Origin of the sequence: Acinetobacter celticus, from assembly GCF_001707755.1 — a bacterium.
Classification (GTDB): domain Bacteria; phylum Pseudomonadota; class Gammaproteobacteria; order Pseudomonadales; family Moraxellaceae; genus Acinetobacter; species Acinetobacter celticus.
This window is the reverse complement of sequence record NZ_MBDL01000012.1, coordinates 54,418-76,019: the sequence shown is the minus strand read 5'-3', so window position 1 is coordinate 76,019 and position 21,602 is coordinate 54,418. Positions and strand designations below refer to the sequence as shown.

Annotated in this window: 23 protein-coding genes; 14 read left to right on the top strand and 9 right to left on the bottom strand. The window is 37.5% G+C overall.

Annotated features, from left to right (window positions below):
• The first annotated feature begins 5 nt into the window (after positions 1-5).
• The 12 genes from BBP83_RS12805 (at position 6) to BBP83_RS12750 (ending at position 11,840) form a co-directional block, all read left to right on the top strand.
• Entirely contained in the window at positions 6-1,427 is a 1,422-nt protein-coding gene (locus BBP83_RS12805) for an FAD-dependent oxidoreductase (protein ID WP_068889178.1), read from the top strand.
• Positions 1,428-1,658: 231 nt separating this feature from the next.
• Positions 1,659-2,543 carry a metal-dependent hydrolase gene (locus BBP83_RS12800; protein WP_068889176.1) on the top strand — a complete coding sequence of 295 codons (885 nt, stop codon included), beginning with the start codon at positions 1,659-1,661 and terminating at the stop codon, positions 2,541-2,543.
• 150 nt (positions 2,544-2,693) lie between these two features.
• On the top strand, positions 2,694-3,284 hold the full coding sequence (locus BBP83_RS12795; protein WP_068889174.1) for a LemA family protein: 591 nt from the start codon (positions 2,694-2,696) through the stop codon (positions 3,282-3,284).
• A 25-nt stretch (positions 3,285-3,309) separates the two neighbouring features.
• Complete coding sequence (locus tag BBP83_RS12790; protein WP_078055450.1) at positions 3,310-4,395, top strand: TPM domain-containing protein; 1,086 nt, start codon at positions 3,310-3,312, stop codon at positions 4,393-4,395.
• Positions 4,389-4,949 (top strand): TPM domain-containing protein, encoded by a 561-nt coding sequence (locus BBP83_RS12785; protein WP_068889172.1) that lies wholly within the window; start codon positions 4,389-4,391, stop codon positions 4,947-4,949. Before BBP83_RS12790 ends, BBP83_RS12785 begins: the two co-directional genes overlap by 7 nt.
• A gap of 312 nt (positions 4,950-5,261) precedes the next feature.
• The gene (locus BBP83_RS12780) at positions 5,262-5,774 is read left to right on the top strand and encodes a hypothetical protein (RefSeq protein ID WP_068889170.1); all 513 of its coding nucleotides are present in this window, start codon (positions 5,262-5,264) and stop codon (positions 5,772-5,774) included.
• Positions 5,775-5,891: 117 nt separating this feature from the next.
• Complete coding sequence (locus tag BBP83_RS12775) at positions 5,892-6,362, top strand: DUF7151 family protein (protein WP_068889168.1); 471 nt, start codon at positions 5,892-5,894, stop codon at positions 6,360-6,362.
• A 193-nt stretch (positions 6,363-6,555) separates the two neighbouring features.
• A complete protein-coding gene (locus BBP83_RS12770) occupies positions 6,556-7,695 on the top strand; it encodes a glycosyltransferase family 4 protein (RefSeq protein WP_068889167.1) in 1,140 nt (379 codons plus the stop codon).
• Complete coding sequence (locus BBP83_RS12765) at positions 7,685-8,671, top strand: glycosyltransferase family 2 protein (protein WP_068889165.1); 987 nt, start codon at positions 7,685-7,687, stop codon at positions 8,669-8,671. Before BBP83_RS12770 ends, BBP83_RS12765 begins: the two co-directional genes overlap by 11 nt.
• Positions 8,672-8,745: 74 nt before the next feature.
• On the top strand, positions 8,746-9,915 hold the full coding sequence (locus tag BBP83_RS12760; RefSeq protein ID WP_068889163.1) for a nucleotide sugar dehydrogenase: 1,170 nt from the start codon (positions 8,746-8,748) through the stop codon (positions 9,913-9,915).
• Positions 9,905-11,227 carry a lipopolysaccharide biosynthesis protein gene (locus BBP83_RS12755; protein WP_068889161.1) on the top strand — a complete coding sequence of 441 codons (1,323 nt, stop codon included), beginning with the start codon at positions 9,905-9,907 and terminating at the stop codon, positions 11,225-11,227. Before BBP83_RS12760 ends, BBP83_RS12755 begins: the two co-directional genes overlap by 11 nt.
• Positions 11,211-11,840 carry a class I SAM-dependent methyltransferase gene (locus BBP83_RS12750; protein ID WP_068889159.1) on the top strand — a complete coding sequence of 210 codons (630 nt, stop codon included), beginning with the start codon at positions 11,211-11,213 and terminating at the stop codon, positions 11,838-11,840. Before BBP83_RS12755 ends, BBP83_RS12750 begins: the two co-directional genes overlap by 17 nt.
• A 117-nt stretch (positions 11,841-11,957) precedes the next feature.
• Here BBP83_RS12750 and BBP83_RS12745 read toward each other — a convergent pair whose 3' ends face one another.
• The 4 genes from BBP83_RS12745 to BBP83_RS12730 all read right to left on the bottom strand — a co-directional run bounded on the left by BBP83_RS12745 (position 11,958) and on the right by BBP83_RS12730 (position 16,168).
• Positions 11,958-12,866: a glycosyltransferase family 2 protein gene (locus BBP83_RS12745; RefSeq protein WP_068889157.1), complete on the bottom strand. Its 909-nt coding sequence runs from the start codon at positions 12,864-12,866 to the stop codon at positions 11,958-11,960.
• A 38-nt stretch (positions 12,867-12,904) separates the two neighbouring features.
• Positions 12,905-13,756, bottom strand: a complete 852-nt coding sequence (locus tag BBP83_RS12740) for a glycosyltransferase family 2 protein (RefSeq protein ID WP_068889156.1) — start codon at positions 13,754-13,756, stop codon at positions 12,905-12,907.
• Between the two features lie 37 nt (positions 13,757-13,793).
• On the bottom strand, positions 13,794-15,680 hold the full coding sequence (locus BBP83_RS12735; protein ID WP_068889154.1) for a hypothetical protein: 1,887 nt from the start codon (positions 15,678-15,680) through the stop codon (positions 13,794-13,796).
• A gap of 74 nt (positions 15,681-15,754) precedes the next feature.
• Positions 15,755-16,168 carry a pilin gene (locus tag BBP83_RS12730; protein WP_068889152.1) on the bottom strand — a complete coding sequence of 138 codons (414 nt, stop codon included), beginning with the start codon at positions 16,166-16,168 and terminating at the stop codon, positions 15,755-15,757.
• Between the two features lie 437 nt (positions 16,169-16,605).
• On the opposite strand from BBP83_RS12730, the gene BBP83_RS12725 reads away from it, so the two are divergent.
• Together BBP83_RS12725 and BBP83_RS12720 are read left to right on the top strand one after the other, a co-directional pair.
• On the top strand, positions 16,606-16,752 hold the full coding sequence (locus BBP83_RS12725; protein ID WP_228730804.1) for a hypothetical protein: 147 nt from the start codon (positions 16,606-16,608) through the stop codon (positions 16,750-16,752).
• A gap of 199 nt (positions 16,753-16,951) precedes the next feature.
• Positions 16,952-17,371, top strand: a complete 420-nt coding sequence (locus BBP83_RS12720) for a pilin (protein ID WP_068889151.1) — start codon at positions 16,952-16,954, stop codon at positions 17,369-17,371.
• Between the two features lie 53 nt (positions 17,372-17,424).
• On the opposite strand, the gene bfr is transcribed toward BBP83_RS12720, so the two are convergent.
• The 5 genes from bfr to rpoZ form a co-directional block, all read right to left on the bottom strand.
• Complete coding sequence (bfr, locus tag BBP83_RS12715) at positions 17,425-17,889, bottom strand: heteropolymeric bacterioferritin subunit Bfr (RefSeq protein WP_068889149.1); 465 nt, start codon at positions 17,887-17,889, stop codon at positions 17,425-17,427.
• 234 nt (positions 17,890-18,123) lie between these two features.
• Entirely contained in the window at positions 18,124-18,318 is a 195-nt protein-coding gene (locus BBP83_RS12710) for a bacterioferritin-associated ferredoxin (protein WP_068889147.1), read from the bottom strand.
• Between the two features lie 221 nt (positions 18,319-18,539).
• Positions 18,540-18,923: a RidA family protein gene (locus BBP83_RS12705; RefSeq protein WP_068889145.1), complete on the bottom strand. Its 384-nt coding sequence runs from the start codon at positions 18,921-18,923 to the stop codon at positions 18,540-18,542.
• Positions 18,924-18,993: 70 nt separating this feature from the next.
• The gene (locus BBP83_RS12700; RefSeq protein ID WP_068889143.1) at positions 18,994-21,099 is read right to left on the bottom strand and encodes a RelA/SpoT family protein; all 2,106 of its coding nucleotides are present in this window, start codon (positions 21,097-21,099) and stop codon (positions 18,994-18,996) included.
• Between the two features lie 216 nt (positions 21,100-21,315).
• A complete protein-coding gene (gene rpoZ / locus BBP83_RS12695) occupies positions 21,316-21,597 on the bottom strand; it encodes a DNA-directed RNA polymerase subunit omega (RefSeq protein ID WP_005013174.1) in 282 nt (93 codons plus the stop codon).
• Positions 21,598-21,602: the final 5 nt, after the last annotated feature.

The window sequence follows — 21,602 nt, the reverse complement described above, 5'->3', positions numbered from 1 at the left end:
GAGACATGGCAGAACGCCTAAACAATGACTTTCAATTCCTGGATGTAGCACGCCAAGATCCAGAGAAAAAAGATCTAGTTGTCCGCAAAGCTGAGTTTGTGGAAATTTATAAACCATTTACAGCGGAAATTGCTGCTAATCAAACACACCGTTGTTTGGGCTGTGGTAATCCTTACTGTGAGTGGAAGTGTCCGGTTCATAACTATATTCCAAACTGGTTAAAGTTAATTGCAGAAGGCCGTATTTTCCAAGCTGCAGAACTGTGCCATCAAACCAATACTTTGCCTGAAGTCTGTGGTCGTGTCTGTCCACAAGACCGTTTGTGTGAAGGTGCATGTACCTTAAACGACGGTTTTGGCGCTGTAACTATTGGCAATGCAGAAAAATATATTAACGATACCGCCTTTGCTTTGGGCTGGCGTCCAGATATGTCGAATGTGAAATGGACCAATAAAAAAGTCGCGATTATTGGTGCAGGTCCTGCAGGTCTCGGTTGTGCCGATATTTTAGTGCGTGCAGGCGTAAGACCCGTTGTCTTTGATAAACGTCCAGAAATTGGTGGTTTGCTGACTTTTGGTATTCCAGAATTTAAAATGGAAAAAGACGTGATGAAGCGTCGCCGTGAAATTTTCGCGGGCATGGGCGTAGAGTTCCGTTTAAATACTGAAATTGGTACAGATGTGACCATTGATCAGTTACTTGCAGATTATGATGCTGTATTTATGGGGATGGGAACATATACCTATATGAAAGGCGGTTTTGCAGGTGAGGATTTAGATGGTGTGGTTGATGCACTAGATTTCTTGATTGCCAATGTGAACCGTACCCAAGGTTGGGAAAAAGACCCAGCAGAATACATCAGTGTTGAAGGCAAAAAAGTGATTGTATTGGGTGGTGGTGATACAGCGATGGACTGTAACCGAACTTCAATTCGTCAAGGTGCAGAAGCGGTCACGTGCGCATACCGTCGTGATGAAGAAAACATGCCGGGTTCACGTCGCGAAGTAAAAAATGCACGTGAAGAAGGGGTGGAATTCCAGTTTAACCGCCAGCCGATTGAAATTGTCGGTGAAAAAGGCAAAGTCACGGGTGTTAAATTTGTGACCACGCAACTGAGTGAGCCAGATAGTCGTGGCCGTCGTAGCCCAGAGCCAATTCCAGGTTCAGAAGAAATTCTACCTGCAGATGCCGTTTTACTTGCATTTGGTTTCCGCACATCTCCAGCCGATTGGTTTGCCGATGTCAATATTGGTTTAGATGGTTCTGGCCGTGTTGTTGCGGCTGAGAGGCAAGAATTTAAGTTCCAAACCTCTAACCCGAAAATATTTGCGGGTGGTGATATGGTACGTGGTTCTGACTTGGTGGTGACCGCCATTTGGGAAGGTCGACAAGCCGCTGAAGGTATTTTAGATTATTTAGAGATCTAATCTATTTTTAAAGGTTTGTGAATAAAAACTCGCTTCGGCGGGTTTTTTCTTTTGCGAGGTGCGTTGCCTGAAATGATATGAATTGAGTTTTTAACGATAAATGAAGTGCCATTTTATTCGACAAAAATTAAAAATGAATAATTTTGCAAATGCGCTAAGCATTTTTGCCATATTTGAATGATGAGTGACTCTACATACTGGGCATTGATTTTTAAACGCTAGGAAACTGACATGACGCAAATGACGACAGAAAAATCATATCAAAATCGTCCAAAAGCCTTGGGTATTACCGTGCGTAAAGCGCAGTTTAATCCGAAAGAGATCCGTAGACACTATTTTGCCAACTCTCCCATAATGTCGCATTTACTAACGGCACTGTCTTCGACCTTTCCGATTGGAGAGCAATTTTTTGTGCATAGCGTGCGCAATGTACGTGACGAGGTGAAAGATGAAAAACTGCAAGCGCAGATTGCGGCTTTTATTGGGCAGGAAGCAATGCATTCGAAGGCACATGCTGAATTTAACGATGCGTGGCGTAGTGATGATTATAACCTAGACCGTTTTCAAGCATGGTTGGCACGCAAAGATCAGTATGTTAAAAACCTCCACCCGAAAATTCAATTAGCTATTACCTGTGCTTTTGAACATTTTACCGCACTATTGGGTGGTTATATTTTGCGCCATCCAGAAGTTTTAAGTACCTTGGATGATGATGCAGTCAAGCTTTGGGTCTGGCATGCGATTGAAGAAATTGAGCATCGTGCGGTGGCTTTTGATGTTTATCAAGCCGTATATGGCGATGATAAAATTAGACGGATGATAATGCGTAGCGTCACCACGGGTTTTGCCAGTTTAACTTTGTATTCTGCGACCAAACTCTTTATGCAGGATAGAAAGAAAAGTCTGCCAAAAATTGGAGGGAATATTTTTGGTCTTTATCTGTTGGCGAAAATGTTGATTCAGATGCTCCCTGAGTATTTGTCCTATTATCAAAAAGACTTCCATCCTGCTGATATTGATTACAGTAAAATTGTGTTGTATTGGAAAGAGCGGTTGGCGGAAGACTATCAAGTTGAGAGTTTCAAAAGTGAACTTCAATCTATTTTATATAGTTAAATCAGGCTGTATGGATGATTGCCCAGTTTGACTGGATATTTTTGTGATCAATTAAAACTCATTAAAAAAAAGAAACATTATCTTTGAAAAATCCCGCTAGAATAGAAAAATACTTAAACAAATACAAATAAATACTAGAGGAATAGGCAGATGAGCTGGATAAAAAATAGTGCATTGGCTATCGCTTTGGCAAGTACACTGACACTCACAGGCTGTGGCTATAATACCTTGCAGGTTAAAGATGAGGCTGTGATTGCAGCATGGTCAGAGGTGCAAAACCAGTACCAACGCCGTGCAGACCTTGTACCCAACTTGGTGAATGTGGTGAAAGGCTATGCCAAACACGAAGAACAAGTACTGACTGAAGTGACTCAAGCACGTGCCAATGTGGCGGGTTTAAAAGTCGATAAAGAAGTTTTAGAAGATCCTGCTTTATTCCAAAAATATCAAGAAGCACAGAGCCAAATGACGGGTGCATTGTCACGACTGATTGCTGTTTCTGAAAATTATCCAGACTTAAAAGCCAACGAACAATTTAGAGATCTACAAGTTCAACTAGAAGGCACTGAAAACCGTATTGCGGTTGCACGAAACCGCTATATTACAACGGTACAGGACTTTAATAGCTATTCACGCCAGTTCCCACAAGTCATGACAGCAAAAGTCATTGGCATGGATACCAAGCCGAACTTTAGTGCAGAACAAGGTGCGCAAAATGCACCCAAAGTTTCATTTGACTAATGCCGTCAATGTATAAGGAAAGCTGATGTTTGAATGGTTGAAGCCGCGAAACATAGCCGTTGGGTTGCAAATTATTTTTGCGACTTGCGTTCTAAGCATGAGTTTATCTGCTTGGGGGGAAACCGTTGTTGCTCAAAATCATGTTGCAGAAGATCATGCGACAGATGCTGTAGTGGCTGGAAAAATCATTCAAGATCAGCAAAAAAATAGTGCTACCCAAGCTGTGGCGCAGGATGAAACATCAAAAGCACGGCAAGTTGACGTTGCCAATGATATGGCCGATGGGGAGTCTATTCGTGGCTTACCCACGCTGAATGAACCTGTTGTTGATCAAGCAGATTTATTAACCTCTGCTGAAAAACAGGCCATTCGTCAGCAAATTTTAAAATTACACAACTCAGGAAAAGCACAAGTTGGCGTAATTATTGTGCCGACCACAGGTCAAGAAGATATTTTTGGTTTTGCGATGCGAGTGGCGGAACAATGGAAACTAGGTTCAGCCAAGCAAGACAATGGCGTGTTGATGGCCATTGCAGTGAATGATCATCGTATACAAATTTTATCAGGCTATGGTTTAGAAGGCGTTTTACCCGATATTGTACTCAGTCGAATTATTCGTAACCAAATCACGCCGTATTTTAAGCAAAATCAATTTGCACAGGGTATTCAGTCAGGGCTAAATGAAATTGAAAATGTCTTAAATATGGACCCCGAGGTGGCAGCCAAAGCGGCTCAGGAATTAAAAGAACGTCAAGAACAAGCTTTACATGAACAACAAGCCAAGCAAAAAACTATTAGTACTGCATTATTTATTTTAATTGCAGGCATTATTGGCTCTTATATTGTGGGTAATCGTTTAAGTGCTGCCACAGCCGCAGTTGCTGGAACCGTGGCAGGCTTAGTCAATGGCGCAGGATTACTAACCAGTTTGTTGATTGGTGGAGGCATTTTCTTTTTACTGATTACAGCATTGGCGCAACTAATTTTTCAAATGGTGCTTGCAGGTGCTGGACGTGGTGGTCGTGGTTCAGGGGGCGGTTTTGGTGGTGGCGGAGGATACAGCGGTGGGGGTGGCGGTTTTGGCGGGGGAGGTGCATCGGGCTCATGGTAACTAAATCTGAAACAACAGAAATTTTAACGCAACCTAAAATAGCAGAAATGAACCAACCCAGTTTAAAGCGCTGGTTGAAACATTTTTTTTATCTGCCGACAACTAAACGATTTTTTAATAAGCAGGATCAGCAGGCCATTGCACATGCCGTAGAACAAGCCGAGCAAGGTCATATTGGTGAAATTCAGGTGGTAATAGAAAGCCATATCCCCGCTCATCAGGCTTATGTATTAAATACGCGTGGTCGGGCACATCAGTTATTTGCAGAGCTAGGTGTTTGGGATACCGAATTGAATAGTGGGGTGCTGTTATATATTAATTTGTGCGAACGACAAGTCGAAATTGTCATAGACCGTGGAATTAAACAAGCCACCGAGCAAGAGGTTTGGGATGGGGTTTGTTCAGGGGTGATTGAGCAGATGAAACAGCAACAATACCGCCAAGCTTTGCTTTTAGGGGTATTTGAAATTGGTAAAGTTTTGACTGATTTCTATCAGCATGGGTCATTAGATATGAAAAATGAATTAAGCAACGCGCCAATCATTTTAGGATAGTGTTAAATTAGGATCTTTTGTGACATAAATTGTCACTTTAAAACACAGGAATGGATATGAAAATTACAAAGATACAAAATATTTTTTTAAATTGCTGTTTTTTCTGTCATTTTCATTATAATAATTTTTGGCATGAATAATGCTAAACCATAATAAGCGTTAAAGCTTAATAATTAAATTAAAAAACATTTGTGGAGAATGTTATGAAATCAGTTCAAAAGGGTTTTACTCTTATCGATACTCCATAAGTGTCCATATAAAATGAACAATCCATAAGTAAGTCAATATGGACATAAAAATAATAAATTTGATATGAAGAATCACTATTATCTTTTTCTACTTTTTTCAATCTCCGTTTTTACTCATGCTCAAGAACTAGACTTCATTCAATATTCAGATATTTCATCAATTCCTCAAATTGTTTTGAATCCAAAAATCCAAACAGAACTTCAAACATTGTTAAAGCATGATTATCTAAAATTTCAATCTAATTTTGACAATTACTCAGCGCCATATTTACTGAAAACAGATGAGGCGCTGTATTATGAAGGTCGGTCTGGAAGCAGTTTAGATGCTTCATCCGCGATTGTGTTTAAAGATGGGCGATTGTTTGCTGCAATATATTTTTCCAATACCAAGACTTTAAAATACTTTAGCAACGATGCCAGTTGCTCAGAACAGTTACATCCTGCGATTCAAGTTTTTGCTCAGCAGCGTGAAATTCAAGGTATTGAATATGCAACAGCTAGAGCCAATACCGCTTTAAAATATAATTTTGGCCCCGCTTCAAAATGTGAAACCTATTTTAAAAAATTAGAAAGATAGCTGAGCTTAAATGCTAATCTAAGATTTTAATATCATGAATTATTTATATTTTATTCACATTAATGTCATTTTTGATTTTTACCATGAAATCTATATCTACAATGATGCTTATGAACAATGAAAAAAACACCACTAACTTTAGCTTTATTGGCTTCGACAATTTTCTTAACGGCATGTACTGATGATGGGGACAATGGTCAAAATGGATTGAATAGTTTGATTCAACAGACGCCTTTAGTACTTGGAAATGATGATTGCTGGAGTGCTGGAACACGTATTGAAAGCGGTTTGGATAAAAATCAAAATGGTGAGTTGGATGCGAATGAAATCCAGCAAAGCTCCATCCAGTGTGGTCCAAACTTATTTACCCAAGGGGTTGCATTGCCTTACCAAAATTTAACAAGCTTTAAGGCGAATGGAACAACTATTGCGAGTGCATTTACACTTCGACAGGGTGGTTTTGGATCTGATGTTGCTGCCCATCCTACGAACAATAAACAATTTTACGCAATCACAGATCGTGGCCCAAATGCTGACTATAATGATGGCGTGAATGGTGCTGGTAAGATTTTTCCAATGCCGAGTTGAGGCAAAGTGCTCGAGCTCCATAATTGAGATAGCCACTAAATTTTGCAATTTAGTGGCTTTTTAGTCTTTATTTCTTTTTCCTGTTACAGCGTAAAATGCTATATTTGTTCATTCTTTTATCTTAGAAAATATTTACGACACTTTTGGTTTAGATATTTCAAAGGTAGATTTTGAATTGGGGAAAAATTAAAAAATGAAGAAGCAACGTATTCTTCTTATAACACGTAATTTACCACCTTTGGTTGGGGGGATGGAGCGTCTAAACTGGCATATGGCAGACGAGCTGAGTAAATATGCAGAGGTTAAAGTTGTTGGTCCTACAGGTGCTGCTGCAGTTAAACCTGAAAATGTTCAGGTTTTAGAGTCACCTTTAAAGCCTCTCGTGTTATTTATGTTGATTGCATTGTGCAAAGCTTTTTGGACTGCTGTGTGCTTTAAGCCAAATGTGATTATTGCTGGAAGCGGTTTAACTGCTCCTTTAGTTTGGTTGATCAGCAAGCTTACTGGTGCTAAATCAGTTGTTTACCTGCATGGTTTTGATATTACTGCTGCCCATTGGGTGTATCAAAAAATTTGGGTTCCCTTTTTTAGACGCATGGATTGTGTAATTGTAAATAGTACACCCACGAAGATATTGGCACTGAATGCAGGTGTATTAGAAAAAGACATAAGTATTGTACATCCTGGTGTGACTTTGCCTGTATCGGCCCAATCCTCAAATGCGATTCAGTCTTTTAAGAAGAAATATAATTTAGAACATAAAAAAATATTGTTATCAGTCGGTCGATTGACTACACGTAAAGGCTTAAAGGAGTTTGTTGAAAATTCCTTAGCTTATATTGTTCAACAAGAACCAGATGTGGTTTTGGTTGTAGTTGGAGAGTCACCTAAGAACTCTTTAGGTGCGGGGCTACAAACTCGTGAGGAAATTTTAGAAGTAGCAAGAAAAAATCAGATTGAAAATCATATTCTGTTTTTAGGTGTAATTACCGATAATGAGCAGCTTGCGACTATTTATGAAGCTGCAGATGTACATGTATTCCCTGTACGTCATATTCCAGATGACCCTGAAGGGTTTGGTATGGTTGCGATTGAAGCGGCAGCACATGGTCTACCGACTGTAGCTTTTGCAACAGGGGGTATTGTAGATGCTATAGGTGAAGGAGTTTCTGGTTATCTAATAGAGAACGATAACTACCCAGAGCTAAGTCAGCAAATAATCAATAGCTTACAAGAACCATTGAAAGTTGCCTCTATACAAGTTTTTGCGAAAGGCTTTGCGTGGGGAAATTTTAGTAAAGTGACTAACTTGGTTATCAAAAATGATAAGTAATATACAGATACAAACAACTTTTGCATCTCAAAGAAGCATCGACATTATAATCCCTGTCAAAAATGGCGGAGAAGAGCTGATATATAACATTGATAAATGGGAAAATCAGAGCATACCTTTAAATTGGCAGCTTTATATTTACCTCGTAGATGATGGCTCTACTGACGAAATATCATTAAAAATAAAGAAAATATATAGCAATAATAAGAAGATTAAGGTTATCCGTAACCATAATTCCAAAGGACGTGCTAAGGCCAGGAATCAAGGAGCCGATGCAGGCCAAAGCGAGTTTATAGCATTTTTCGATGCTGACTGTTGTCCATATTCATTAGATACAATAAAAACCTTTATCCATACTATCGAAAAACATGATAGTAAAATTATGTTTGGTTCACTAAAGGCGGTTAATAATGACTTTTGGGGTAAGTACTTCCAAGATGTAGCTGACAGAAGAGAAAAACAGTTTATAAAAGGAGATAAAGCCGCTTTCACTACGGCAAACTGCGTATTTAGTAGAGAGATTTTTTATAAGGCTGGTAAATTTGATGAGCGCTATACTAAATATGGTTTTGAAGACAAAGACTTAATTCTGAGGTTACTTAAGTTAGATGATGATGTATATTTCGTTAAAAATGCACAAGTAATACATAATGATGTACTTTCACTTAAAGCAGTTTGTAGGAAAATGTATATTGCTGGTAAATACTCTTCCACTATTTTTCAAAAAGACCACCCTGACTCATACAAAAAAATGGCATTTTATAAAGCTGATGTAAGAAATAAAAAAAAATTAACTAAGTTTGTAATATTTCTTTTAAAAAAAGCAAAGACCCCTATTTTATTGCTATCAGATAAACTTCTAGACTTTCCGCTACCTTACAGCTTTAAAGCAGTGATAGTTAAGTGTTGTTCAGGACTGTACTTTTCGATTGGTAGTAGTGAACCTATTTCTGATCAAACATTTATAAATATATAATGCACGTAGTAAAGTTATTTATAATTTTGCTAGCATTTTTAATAAGTTCTAAATATTAATTTTCTGGATGAGCTATGAAAATTGCTGTAGTAGGTACAGGTTATGTAGGGCTTTCTAATGCCATTTTGCTGAGCCAATACAACGAAGTTGTTGCTTTGGATATCATTAGTGAAAGAGTTGATTTGCTAAACTCTCGTATTTCACCTATAGAAGATGCTGATATCTCTGACTTTTTGAAGAGTAAATTATTAAACTTTACAGCGACATTAGATAAGCAGTTTGCACTAAATGATGCAGACTTTGTGATTATTGCAACGCCAACTGACTACGATCCAAAAACAAATTACTTTGATACTAGTAGCGTAGAAGCGGTTATCACTGATGTATTGAACTTTAATCCTCACGCGATGATAGTTATTAAATCTACGGTGCCCGTTGGTTACACAGAGGCTATCAAGGCGAAATTTGGTGCTGAAAACATTATCTTCTCACCAGAATTTTTACGTGAAGGTAAAGCTCTATACGATAATCTACATCCGTCGCGCATTATTGTTGGTGAGCAAAGTGAGAGAGCGAGAGTTTTCGCTGAGTTATTACGACAAGGAGCTATCAAACAGGATATACCTGTCCTTTTTTCGAGCCCATCTGAAGCTGAAGCTATTAAGCTGTTTTCTAATACCTATTTAGCGATGCGTGTAGCCTACTTTAATGAGCTAGATAGCTATTCACTCGCATATGGGTTGGATGCAAAACATATTATTGAGGGTGTCTGCTTAGATCCACGTATTGGTTCCTATTATAATAATCCATCATTTGGCTATGGCGGCTATTGTTTGCCGAAAGATACAAAGCAGTTACTTGCTAATTATGGAAAAGTTCCAAACAATTTGATTAAGGCTATCGTAGATGCAAACCATACTCGTAAAGATTTTATTGCTGATTCTATTCTTAGTCTGAACCCAAAGGTTGTAGGTATCTACCGCCTAGTAATGAAGTCTAGCTCTGATAATTTTCGTGTATCTGCTATACAGGGAGTTATGAAGCGAATTAAGGCCAAGGGGGTGGAGGTGGTAGTATATGAACCAACTTTATTAGAAGACAGCTTTTATAACTCTCGTGTTATAAATGATTTAGAAGAGTTCAAGCGCGTCTCTGATATTATCGTTGCTAACCGGCACTCAGATAAACTTATTGATGTAGAAAGTAAAGTTTACACTCGGGACTTATTTGGTAGTGATCAATAAACTAAAGTTTCCCACTCAAAGCAAGTTCATTCGCAACGTTGCAATTGTAATAACAGGCACTGCTAGTGCTCAAGTTATAACTATGGCTTTTGCTCCAATTATTACACGCTTATATGGGGCAGAATCCTTTGGACTGCTAGGCGTATTTTTGGCTATTTTGGCTCTCGTTACTCCCATAGCTGCATTAACTTATCCTGTTGCTATAGTGCTTCCTAAGTCTGATGCTGACGCCAAGGGATTAGCAAAACTTAGTGCAGGGCTAGCAATAGGAATAGCTTGTCTAGTAACTGCGGTATTATTACTTATAGGGGATGGTCTTGTAGAGTTATTGATGCTAGAGAAAATTTCTAGTTTTTTACTATTAATTCCCTTGGCTATGGTATTTTCAGCCTTTCAACAGGTACTACAGCAATGGCTTATTCGTAAAAATAAATTTGGAATTACTGCTAAAGCAGCTATGATACAGGCCTTAGTATTAAATACAGTCAGTGCTGGAGTTGGCTTATTTCATCCATTAGGGGGAGTATTGATTGTATTAGCCACCCTAAGCAATGCTTTGTATATGTATTTACTTTTTCTAGGTATAAATAATCGACCAAAACTTTATTTAAATAAACAGCATATATTGAATAATAAGCGAGGAGAGAAGGGGTCTTGTAATATAAAAGCTTTAGCTATTCGTTATCGAGACTTTCCAATATATCGAGCCCCTCAAGATGCTATTAATGCTTTTTCTCAAAGTCTTCCAATTTTAATGCTTGCCAGTCTTTTTGGCCCGACTGCTGCAGGGTTTTACACTTTAGGAAAAACAGCTATGGGAGTTCCATCTACTCTTATAGGAAAGTCAGTGAGTGATGTGTTCTATCCACGTATTACCGAAGCAGCATATAATAAAGAAAATCTATTTGTCTTAATACTTAAAACTACTTTAGCTTTAGGCGCACTTGGCTTTATACCCTTTATAATAGTTATTATCTCTGGTCCTTGGTTGTTTTCTTTTATTTTTGGATCAGAATGGGTAATTGCAGGAGAGTACGCTAGATGGCTATCGTTATTGTTTTTTTTCAACTTTATTAACAAACCTAGTGTTGCAGCGGTGCCTGTACTTGGTATTCAGAGAGGTTTACTATTTTACGAAGTTTTTAGTACAGGAGCAAAAGCTCTAGGACTCTTTGCTGGATTTTACTGGTTCAACAGTGCTCTCTGGGCTGTTGCGTTATTTTCAATTATAGGCGTTTTCGCCTACAGTGCCCTAATATTTTGGGTTTTTTTGTGCTCAATAAGATGGAATAAGAATGCAAAAACAAGTTGAACATTCACATTACAAGTTCTCTAGCTATGTACACAAACAACGTTGGATAAGTATCTGGCATCAATTGGATGAAGTAATAAAACTTAATCCTCAAAATGTGCTTGAAATAGGCCCTGGTCCTGGACTTTTTAAGGCAGCAGCAGGTGCTTTTTGCATTGACGTAGAAACTTTAGATATAGACACAGAGCTCAAGCCTGATCATGTTGCATCGGTACTTGCACTACCTTTTGATGATAATTCTTTCGATGTAGTTTGCGCTTTTCAAATGCTTGAACATTTACCGTTTGTTGATAGTCTTTTAGCTTTTTCAGAGATGGCTCGAGTTGCACGCAAAGCTGTAATTATTTCGTTGCCAGACGCTGCAAAACGTTGGCCTATTTCTATTGATATTCCTATGTTTGGTATTGTAAATTTCTTACTCCCTCGCCCTAGATTACGTGCATTAAATCATATATTTGATGGAGAACATTATTGGGAAGTAAATAAAGCTGGTTACTTATTAAAAGAAATAGAAAATGAGTTCTGTAAGAGTGCCCCTGTTATTCTAAATAGAACATTTCGTGTACCTGAAAATCCTTACCACCGTTTTTTTATTTTCTCAAAAAATATTTAAATTATTGTCGGTTACCTAATTTTGTTACTATTATTGTATCGAAGATACTTAAACGTTGAACTTAGAGAATACTTAAATATTATTTAGGCGAGTTTAGAATTTTGGTTATTCGCTACACTAGCGTCGCTCGGCTTTTGAGCCGAGTGCTAATTTAATAGTCTCTAATAACTCAGCTGCACGAATTATACTTGCTACACAAATAACACGAATTCTATCAAAAACTGAAAACTCATTTTTAGAAAATATGAATATTATAGCTTGCCATGGCGTTCTTTTTTTAGCTAGGCTATAGGCACTTACATGTACCACATTCAGCTCACGTAATACTTTTCTACCAGCAGTTACTCGTCTTGCTTGTATAATTGCAGAGCGTAATGTAGTGCGCGGTTCAGTATAAACAATAGATTTGGAGTCATAAACTATTGATAAACTATTCTTGCTAGCACGTAAAGACCATTCTAAATCACCACCAGAAAACAGTGTTTCAGAGAAAAAACCTACTTGTTTGAATTGTCTACGAAAACAAGTAAGGTTTGCTGTCACTGAAAAACCTTTATTTTTAATATTATTTTTTTGATCAAACCCAGTTATATATTGATAGAGAGCAACGGACGTTGGCTTTTGGGGTTTTATAACTTTTACTTCTCCTCCTACAATACTTTTTCCGTCATAGATTTTTAATGTTGCTATACTAGACTTTAGCCAATCTTTATCAGGCCAACAGTCTGCATCAATAAAACAAAATATGTCATTCTTAGCTACTTTTACGCCTGCATTTCTTGCAGCATAAGAGCCAGGAGTTTTACACTCAATAAGCTTAACTTCATAAGTAGTTAGACTTTCCAAAATAATTGGTTGTTTAGACCCATTATCAACTATAATAACTTCAAGGTTATTAAAAGGATACGTCTGTAGTGATATTGCTTGTAAGCATCTGTTTAAACCTTCTTGATCATTGAATACAGGAATAATAATAGTGACTGATAAAAAAGTATCAGAGCTATCTTTATAATTTTTTTCAGCCATAGTATAGAATTCCTGTTTTCATAACTCAATGTTAAGGTTCAATTTCTATCTTTATACATCAAAGTTGTGACTTGCTCTGAAATAAGCCCCATTAAGAAAATCATAATACTGCCTGTATAGAGTAGTGCACTCATATTAGTAAAACGACCCGCATCCCATAGAGTATAGCCATACCAACCCGTTGCCATCATAAATAAAAAAACTGCGATTGGAAGGAACATTTTTAATGGTGAAAATAGCGTAGCAATTTTAAAAATAATTAAAAAGAAGCGTACACCATCTTTCAGTGGTTGAATATGACTTTTACCAATGCGTTTTGCTGCATGTATTGGTACATAAGTCACTGAGTAACCTGCACGGAAAAATGCCATGGTGCTGGTGGTTGGGTAGGAAAATCCATTTGGCAGTAAATATAAAAATTCACGGAACTTTTCTGCTCGAACTGCACGAAAACCAGAGGTTAAGTCTTCAACTGGATGCTCTGTCATATAGGTTGCTAGATTATTATATAAACTATTTGCAATCCCACGACCAATACTGGCTTGTGAGCCTTTTTGTCTTGCACCTACAACTAAATCATAACCTTGTTCAATTTTTTTCAGTAAGTGCGGAATGTCTTGTGGATCATGCTGTCCATCGGCATCCATAAATATAATGATGTCACCCGCTGCAGTACGTGCGCCTGTTTTAATGGCCGCACCATTACCTTTAGAATAGGGATGAGTGAGCACTTTAGCACCCGCACTTTCTGCAACTTGTTGGGTTTGGTCTGTAGAGCCATCATTGACGACTATAATTTCATGCGCCAATTGCAATTGTTGAATCTGCTCAATGGTTTTCCCAATTGCAGCAGACTCATTTTTTGCGGGTATAACTATACTAACTTTCACGAACTTCCCCAAAAATTTCGCATCATACTTAATACTCTTAAAATTTGTATTGATTTTTTAAGTCTAAACAAATTTTGCCATGACCATTATCAAATATCTTCTTGCTTGTATTACATAATTGTTTCGTATAAAAATCTTTTGCTTCATTAAATTTTTGATCATGAATATATTTTTTCAAAATAATTGATCCTGTTCCAGTATTACGACTTAAATCCCAAATTTTAAGTAGTGATGTCCACTCTAAGTTCTGATTATGTTCATATTGAGCAATTTGATACAAATTTACATACATCGCTAAATGGTTTCCTTTCCCAAGGCTCACAACAGGTGTATTTTTAATTAGGCTCTGATTAATCTCTTTAAGGTCCTGTGATGATATATATTCACATTGCTTTGTTTCGATTTGACTAAATAGAGCCTGAAGAGCAGATGGAGCACCTGAAATAAACTTTTGTGTTTTACTAAGATCTTTTATGTAGATCAATTGTCTTTGGGTTTTATCTTGCTTTTTGAGAACACAACTGAGCATCAAATATTGAATTTGGGAATTTAAACACGTGGGACAATTGTCTTTTTGTCTTTTTAATATTTCATAAGCAGGTTCAACTTTCCCTTGTTGTAACCACATGAGAGCCAGGTGTTCAGTAGCACGAGATGAGCCTTCTTGATTAATGAACCATGCTTGTGCAGCTTGTTCAGGTTTACCCCAAAGTGAAGTAACTTGAAAGGTGATAAATGATAAAAATACTAAATAAACAACGAAGCTCCCCCAAATTAAATTCGTAAATTTTCCATGATGTACTGTGAGTTGATTTAATGCATAAATAATTAATAAATATAGGCCTAGAATTGCAATATAGTTGCGATGCTCATAATAAAGCTCTAAACCAATCACAGTCGACTCGAGTATATGTCCAGCAAAAAACCATAATATTGCAAAAGAAAAAACTGTATATCTTTTTCTTAAAATGAGAGCAGCTATCAACAACACTAACCAGATGATGTTACTGAAAATTGCTAGGAGGTTTCCTGATAGCTGAGTATTTTTAGGATAATTATCATGAAAAGGGTTGTAAGAAAAAATATCTGGAACAAAAGCTAAGCGTACATAATCTATTAAAATTTGTGGTTGTGTGATGATACGTTCGTACAAGGTGTAGTTACGTACAGAGTAACTATGTTCTGCATGCGGAATGGTGCTTAAAAGATAGCCTAAAATGACAATTAAGCATGAGAAAAAAAGTATAAATCTTAATTTTTTAAAATTTTGATGTTGGTAGTACTGTTGAACAATGGTGTATTCGAGGGCTAGAGTAAAAAGAGGTAGTAAAATTCCATTTTCTTTAGAGAACATGGCAAGTAGTGTAAAAATAAATATGCTACCTAACTGAATACATAACCCTAAAGTTGGTCTCTGTTTTTGTACATCTAAGCCTTTTAAGTAGCCTAGAACACCCGAAAACACAAATAAAGCAGATAAAGATGCCATTCTTTGTACGGCAATGAGTTGTGTCGATACTAATAGAGGAGAAATAAGCCAAAGTGAGCTCACTGCTAAAGCGAGCCATTTATTTTTTTCTGATTGTGAGTAAATTAAATTAAAAATTTTACAGCTAATAAAAAAAACGAGTATTCCATTAAATAAATGGATCAGTGTATTTATTTGGAAAAAACCACTTAAGTTTTGATCCCAATCGTTAGTATTAAGCAAAAAGCTAAGCATAGATATGGGACGACCAAGTGGACCTGAACTTTCATTAAAAATATAGAAAAGTGCCGAGTTTAGATCATGAATATTTGCTAAACCACTTAAAGGACGGAAGTCATCATAATACAGTGCCCCAGAGAATCCCCAAGAGTAAATAACATATACGAATAGTAATGAGAATATCAAAAGAAGATAGGGTAATTGTTTTTTTATCATGGTAACTTACACTTTCAATAGATATATAAAAAAGAGAGCAGGAAGCTCTCTTTTTATGACTTTACAACTTTTGATTATGCTTGTGGGCAAGATTTAGGTGCAAGAGATGCATCAGCAGAATCTGCTGTTACGCAAGTCCAATCGCCCGAGGCTGTACGTGTCCAGGTTATTGTTGCATCACGAACTTGTGATGGAGCATTTTTAACTGCACATTCAATTGTACCAGCACCATCAGTAAACTCTGCCTCAATAGTACAGTTTGAAGTTGAGCCATTTACACCAATATCCGCGACAGTAGCGATATCGTCCCCATTGTTGATACGATCTTCAATGGCTGTTTTACCGGCAGAAATTTCAGATAAACCAGCAGTCAGTTTAGATTTTGCTTGGTAATTACTATAGGCAGGAATAGCAATTGCAGCCAAAATACCGATAATAGCAACAACAATCATCAACTCGATCAGCGTAAAGCCTTTTTGAGCATTCATAACATTCTCCACAAATGTTTTGTTAATTTAATTATAAGCTTTGTAAGCTAAGTTATAGTTAGCATAAAGTATGCCAGAACATATTATCTAATTATTCCACATGAAATCAATACTTTGTTTAATAGATTAAAAATCTTAAAAATTACAAAAGTAAATTTATGTAATTAAGTGACAAAAAATGTCAGTTTTGTTGGTTTTGTGAGAAGTCGTATTGCAAGTGGTTTATCGCTGTAAATGCTAAATTATTAACAGTTAACCAAGCAGACAACTATATTGGTTTATTACTGATTGCTTGTGTGCGGATGAAAGCAATCTAAAATTGAAAGTGCTGTTCTATGTGGAATATTTCATACATGGGGGGGAGTAATAGAGTGAAACGACTTAAAGACTTTAAAATAACCGAATGAATACTTTGTCCAGCTGTAAAAGTTGTGTTCATGCAATTTGGTGATGATGAAGCGACTCATCGTATTGCTATCCATCATGCAAAACGTTTGATTCTTCAGCATAAAGAAGAAATACAGAAATTGGCTTATAAATTAGGCTGGAATTTTTACTCTATTTTTAGCTTGTCAAAATTTTAAAATATCTCACGATTAGTTTGCTTCATAAAATTCATGCTATCGCCCTGAGTAAAAGCCATTTTCTGATATGGACAAATTGGAAAAATTTGTCTATTGAAAACTATGTCCATATGGACAATATGAAAGATGAAGTAAACCAAGATAATTCAACTATTTGATGCATGTCCATATAAAGTGACTTATGGAATAAATTGAACTCATGATTGTTGTCGCAATCATTGGTGTTTTGGCTGCAATCGCAATTCCAGCCTATCAAAACTATACAACCCGTGCTCAGGTTTCTGAGGCTTTGGGTATGGCTAGCGCTTATAAAGGAGAGCTAATCGCTGTTTATAGTGATACAGGTGCTTGCCCCACATCATTATCCGATATGGGGGCAATATCTACAGGGTTAATTAACTCAAAATATGTACGTAGTATTGCTTTAAATGCGACTTATCCATTAGCTGTATGTGCTTTTGAATTTAAATTTAATACAGTCGGAATGAATGATGGTGTTGCAGGAAAGAAGCTCATCTTTGCCATGATGGATTATGTAGGTAATGGCTCTGCACGTTGGGAGTGTGTCTCAACCGAAATTAGACAGCTTTACTTACCTTCTGCCTGTAAGGGAATCTAGACATAAAAAACGCCAGATTATCTGGCATTTTTTATGTCTTCAAATTCTAAAAATTAAATCTGACTCTGAATATAATTCTCAACACCCACTGTCTCAACCAAATCAAGTTGTGTGGTCGTCCAATCTAGCCATTCTTCTTCTTTCTCTAAAATTTCTTGCACTAAATCACGCGTAACGTAATCCATTTCTTTTTCAGCTAAAGCCACAGCCTGTTGTATGGCTTCTATATTTTCTTTGACCTTACGTACATCACAGTTGAGCACTTCAACGGTATGCTGACCAATATACAACTTCCCTAAATGCTGTAAATTGGGTAAACCTTCTAAAAATAAAACTCGTTCAATAATCTTATCTGCATGCTTCATTTGACGGATCGATTCTTTATATTCAGCAGAACCTAATTTTTCAATGCCCCAGTCATTAAACATACGCGAATGCAAAAAATATTGATTGATTGCAGTTAAATGATGATAAAGCACCTGATTTAACTGATTAATTACATCACGATTGCCTTTCATTGCACTTACTCCATCAAATATGTTGCCTTGAGTGATGCAGGCAATAAAACTTTATTAGAAATATCTTAAACAAGATTGTGTGAGTTAGCGAGTAATTTATTGAACAGCAAATGAAAATCGCAATCAAGACGAATCAACACTGCAGAAATAAAAAACCGCTTAGAGTCATAAGCGGGGAGGAGGAATGATCCGCAGACCATTAATTTATCGTTATGATTATAAAAAAAATTGGAATTAAGCTGCGATGGCCAAACGAGCAACAAGCTGTGAAACTTCATCGCTGATGATTGCGCGTGCTTCAGGTGCACAGCGACCACAGCATGTGCCTAGGTCAAGCAGGTCACGTACTTCGCGATAGCTTTCGGCTCCATTGGCAACGGCATCTTTAATGTCTTGATCTGTAATACCACGGCACAAACAAACATACATTTGGCTACAACCACAGTGAATAAATAAGATAAGTAATATTATTGATAATTGTTATCGTTTGTCAATTAAAATCATTTAAAAATCGTCTTAAGATGATTGGAGTTTTGAATAAAAAAACATCACCTGTGCGGAAATCCGAGTGTTACTCGAATTTCCGCGCAAGAGTGATTAATAGTTTAGAGCGAAATATATAAGGATTGGTATTTGATGGTTTTTATAATTTATTGATTAATAATAACAATTCCATCCATTTCTACCAGTGCATTTTTAGGCAGGCTTGCAACACCAAGTGCTGCGCGAGCAGGGTAGGGTTGTGCAAAATATTCACCCATAATTTGGTTGACCAGTTGAAAGTTGGAAAGATCGGTAAGGAAAATATTCAGTTTGGCAATGTCTGCCAAAGAGCCACCAGCTGCTTCACATACAGCTTTTAGGTTATCAAAAACACGACGAATTTGAGCTTCAATGCCTTCGACCAATTCCATGCTGTATGGATCTAAGCCAATTTGACCCGAAAGATACAAGGTATTGCCAACCAGAATTGCTTGGGAATATGTGCCAATTGCGGCAGGTGCATTTTCGGTATGAATTACTTGGCGGGACATTGATTTCTCCTTTATCTTCTTTAGACATCATACTCGATTAAGCAACAAATCAGCGACTTAATCAAAATAATTAACTGGCTATAGAGGTTTCTACTGTATTGACGGGCTGTGCAAGGCGAGCAATACGAGGAAAGCCAAAATGCATGCGCAGGTTGCGAATGACTTCAGCAATTTGTTTGCGGTTGTGAACCACAATATTGACATAGGTTTTATTGTCATGGGTATGCACAGACTCAACCCCAACTTTTTCTTTACGGCACTGATAGATCAGTTCTGAAATTTGTTCATCATTCATTGGAATATTAATACTGAGGAAAGCTGTAAAACTAACATCCTCAATATTTTCAGTATTCCATTGTAGGGGCATAATATTTTCAGGGTGCAAATGCTGTTCGTGCAAAAGATTGTGGCAACGCGAGCGGTGCACAATTAAACCACGGCGCGACAAATGCCCTTGAATTGGGTCATCCAACACTGGATTGCAACAATGCGCATATTTAATATCAATGCCATCAGTCCCTTGAATGAGACGGTCCGAACTGGCAGAATCCTGTGGGGCATCTTGTGCAAATAGGTGGTTTGCAACTAACTGAGGTAATAAGTCACCCACGGCAATTTGTTCATACAGATGATCAAGGCTACTTAAATGGCGCCATTCGAGAACATTGTTCCAATCAGCTTGAGTAATGTCTTTAATGGAGCGATTAAACAGCTTTAATGCACGATTAAGCGCTTGTTCACCGACAAGGCGCTGTTCGTCAATATCTTGCTCACGTAAGATGTTTTGCAAGGCACGACGGGCTTTTTGTGTGTTGATAAAACTTAGCCAATCTGGGTTTGGTGTTGCAAGCACATCGGTAATAATTTCGATGACTTGGCCACTTTGTAGTGGTGTAGATAATGGCTTGGTTTCACCATTAATTTTTGCACCTACCGCATGGTTACCTAAGAATAAACTGGCGGAATAGGCAAAATCGACAGCTGTGGCACCCTGAGGTAACTCATGTAGATGACCATGTGGGGTATAAACCCAAATTTTTTCTTGATGCAAATAATCGAGTAATTCATTGAAGGTGGTTTTGGCGCATTCACCATCGACCAATACGTTCAAGTTTTGCATAGAGGCTTGAATTGCAGAACGACAGGCTTGAGGTGCATTTTCCCCCAAAACCACGCCAAAACGCGCAGCTTTACGCATTAACTCAGTTTGAATGGTCAAAGAGAGTGTGGTCTCTTCACCTTTTAATCGCATCATCAACGATTGATTGCCACCCGGCAAAGGGCGACGAATATGATCTTCATAATGTAAGACTTGAAAACTATTGCGTAAAATGTCGGCCAGACGGTCACAATCGGCAATGCTTTGTAAAATAATTTCAAAAGCATGGCTATGCGTTAGCTCTTGCAGATCAATATCATTTTTCACAAAGTGTCGTAGCAATTCAATATTATTATTTTTCTTTTTAATTCGACCTGTAATTTTATTGTTTTGGAGTAGGTCGGTTAGGTTGTTTTCCCACTTGGTTTGATATTCACAGCGTTTGGGTTTGGTTTGTAATAAAGCATCTTGAATATTGTTATACATATCTAAATCAAGATTTTGATAACACAGATGTTCTAAATTGTCGGCCATTTCGTTCATGCCAACTAAACGTGCCATTGGGACGAAAATTTCAAAAGTTTCTTTGGCAATACGCGCGCGTTTGTCAGTTCGTAAGGCGTCCAGCGTGGTCATGTTGTGGTAACGGTCGGCCAGTTTAATAATAATGACGCGCGGGTCTTGTAAGGTGGCCTGTAATATTTTTCGAAAAGAGGCAGCTTTATTAAACTCTTTGTCACTGGATTGGCTTAATTTAGTCACACCATCAACCAGTTCAGCGACCGTTTTGCCAAATTTAAGACTAATATCATCTTTGTTGAATTCGGTGTCTTCAATCACGTCATGCAGAAGCGCAGCCATTAAAGTTTCTGGGTCTAAGCGCATATGTGCCAAAATACAGCTGACAGCAATAGGATGTAAAATATACGGTTCGCCACTTTTACGGGTTACTCCGTCATGCGCAGCATCTGCGTAGTCGCAAGCTTCGAGCACACGAACGACTTCACTTTCTAAAAGATAAGCGTCGATAATCATCTTGAGCTGTTGCTTGGCTTGACTGACCACTGAGCCTGGCATAGAACACCTTTTACTGCTGAATTACAAATGAAACGGATAATCCTCTAATGAAATGCATATTGCATCGCTTGTCAATTTTTTCATGCAAAAAATGAAAAAAATAATTAGAGAGAAAACTTTTTTGACCTTACTTTATAACTGTTCTGAGCCCAAGATAAAAGTGATAGCCATAAAAAAAGCCTAGTTTAAAACTAGGCTTTCTCTTAGTGGTTGTTCTTATTGGAAAGAAAAACCATCTAAATTCAAATTATTTGCAGAAAGTGCAAGATCTAAGCTAGAAGCTTGATAGTCCTGATCACGCTGTTTCAGAATATCTTTAGAAACGTGACCTTCAGCAATTTCACGAAGTGCAACCACTGTAGGCTTGTCGTTATCCCATTCTACAGTTGGCTCAATGCCTTGACGTGCCAATTGACGCGCGCGCTTGCTTGCCACTAGTACAAGCTCAAAGCGGTTGTCTACATGGTCTAAACAATCTTCAACGGTTACGCGTGCCATAAGAA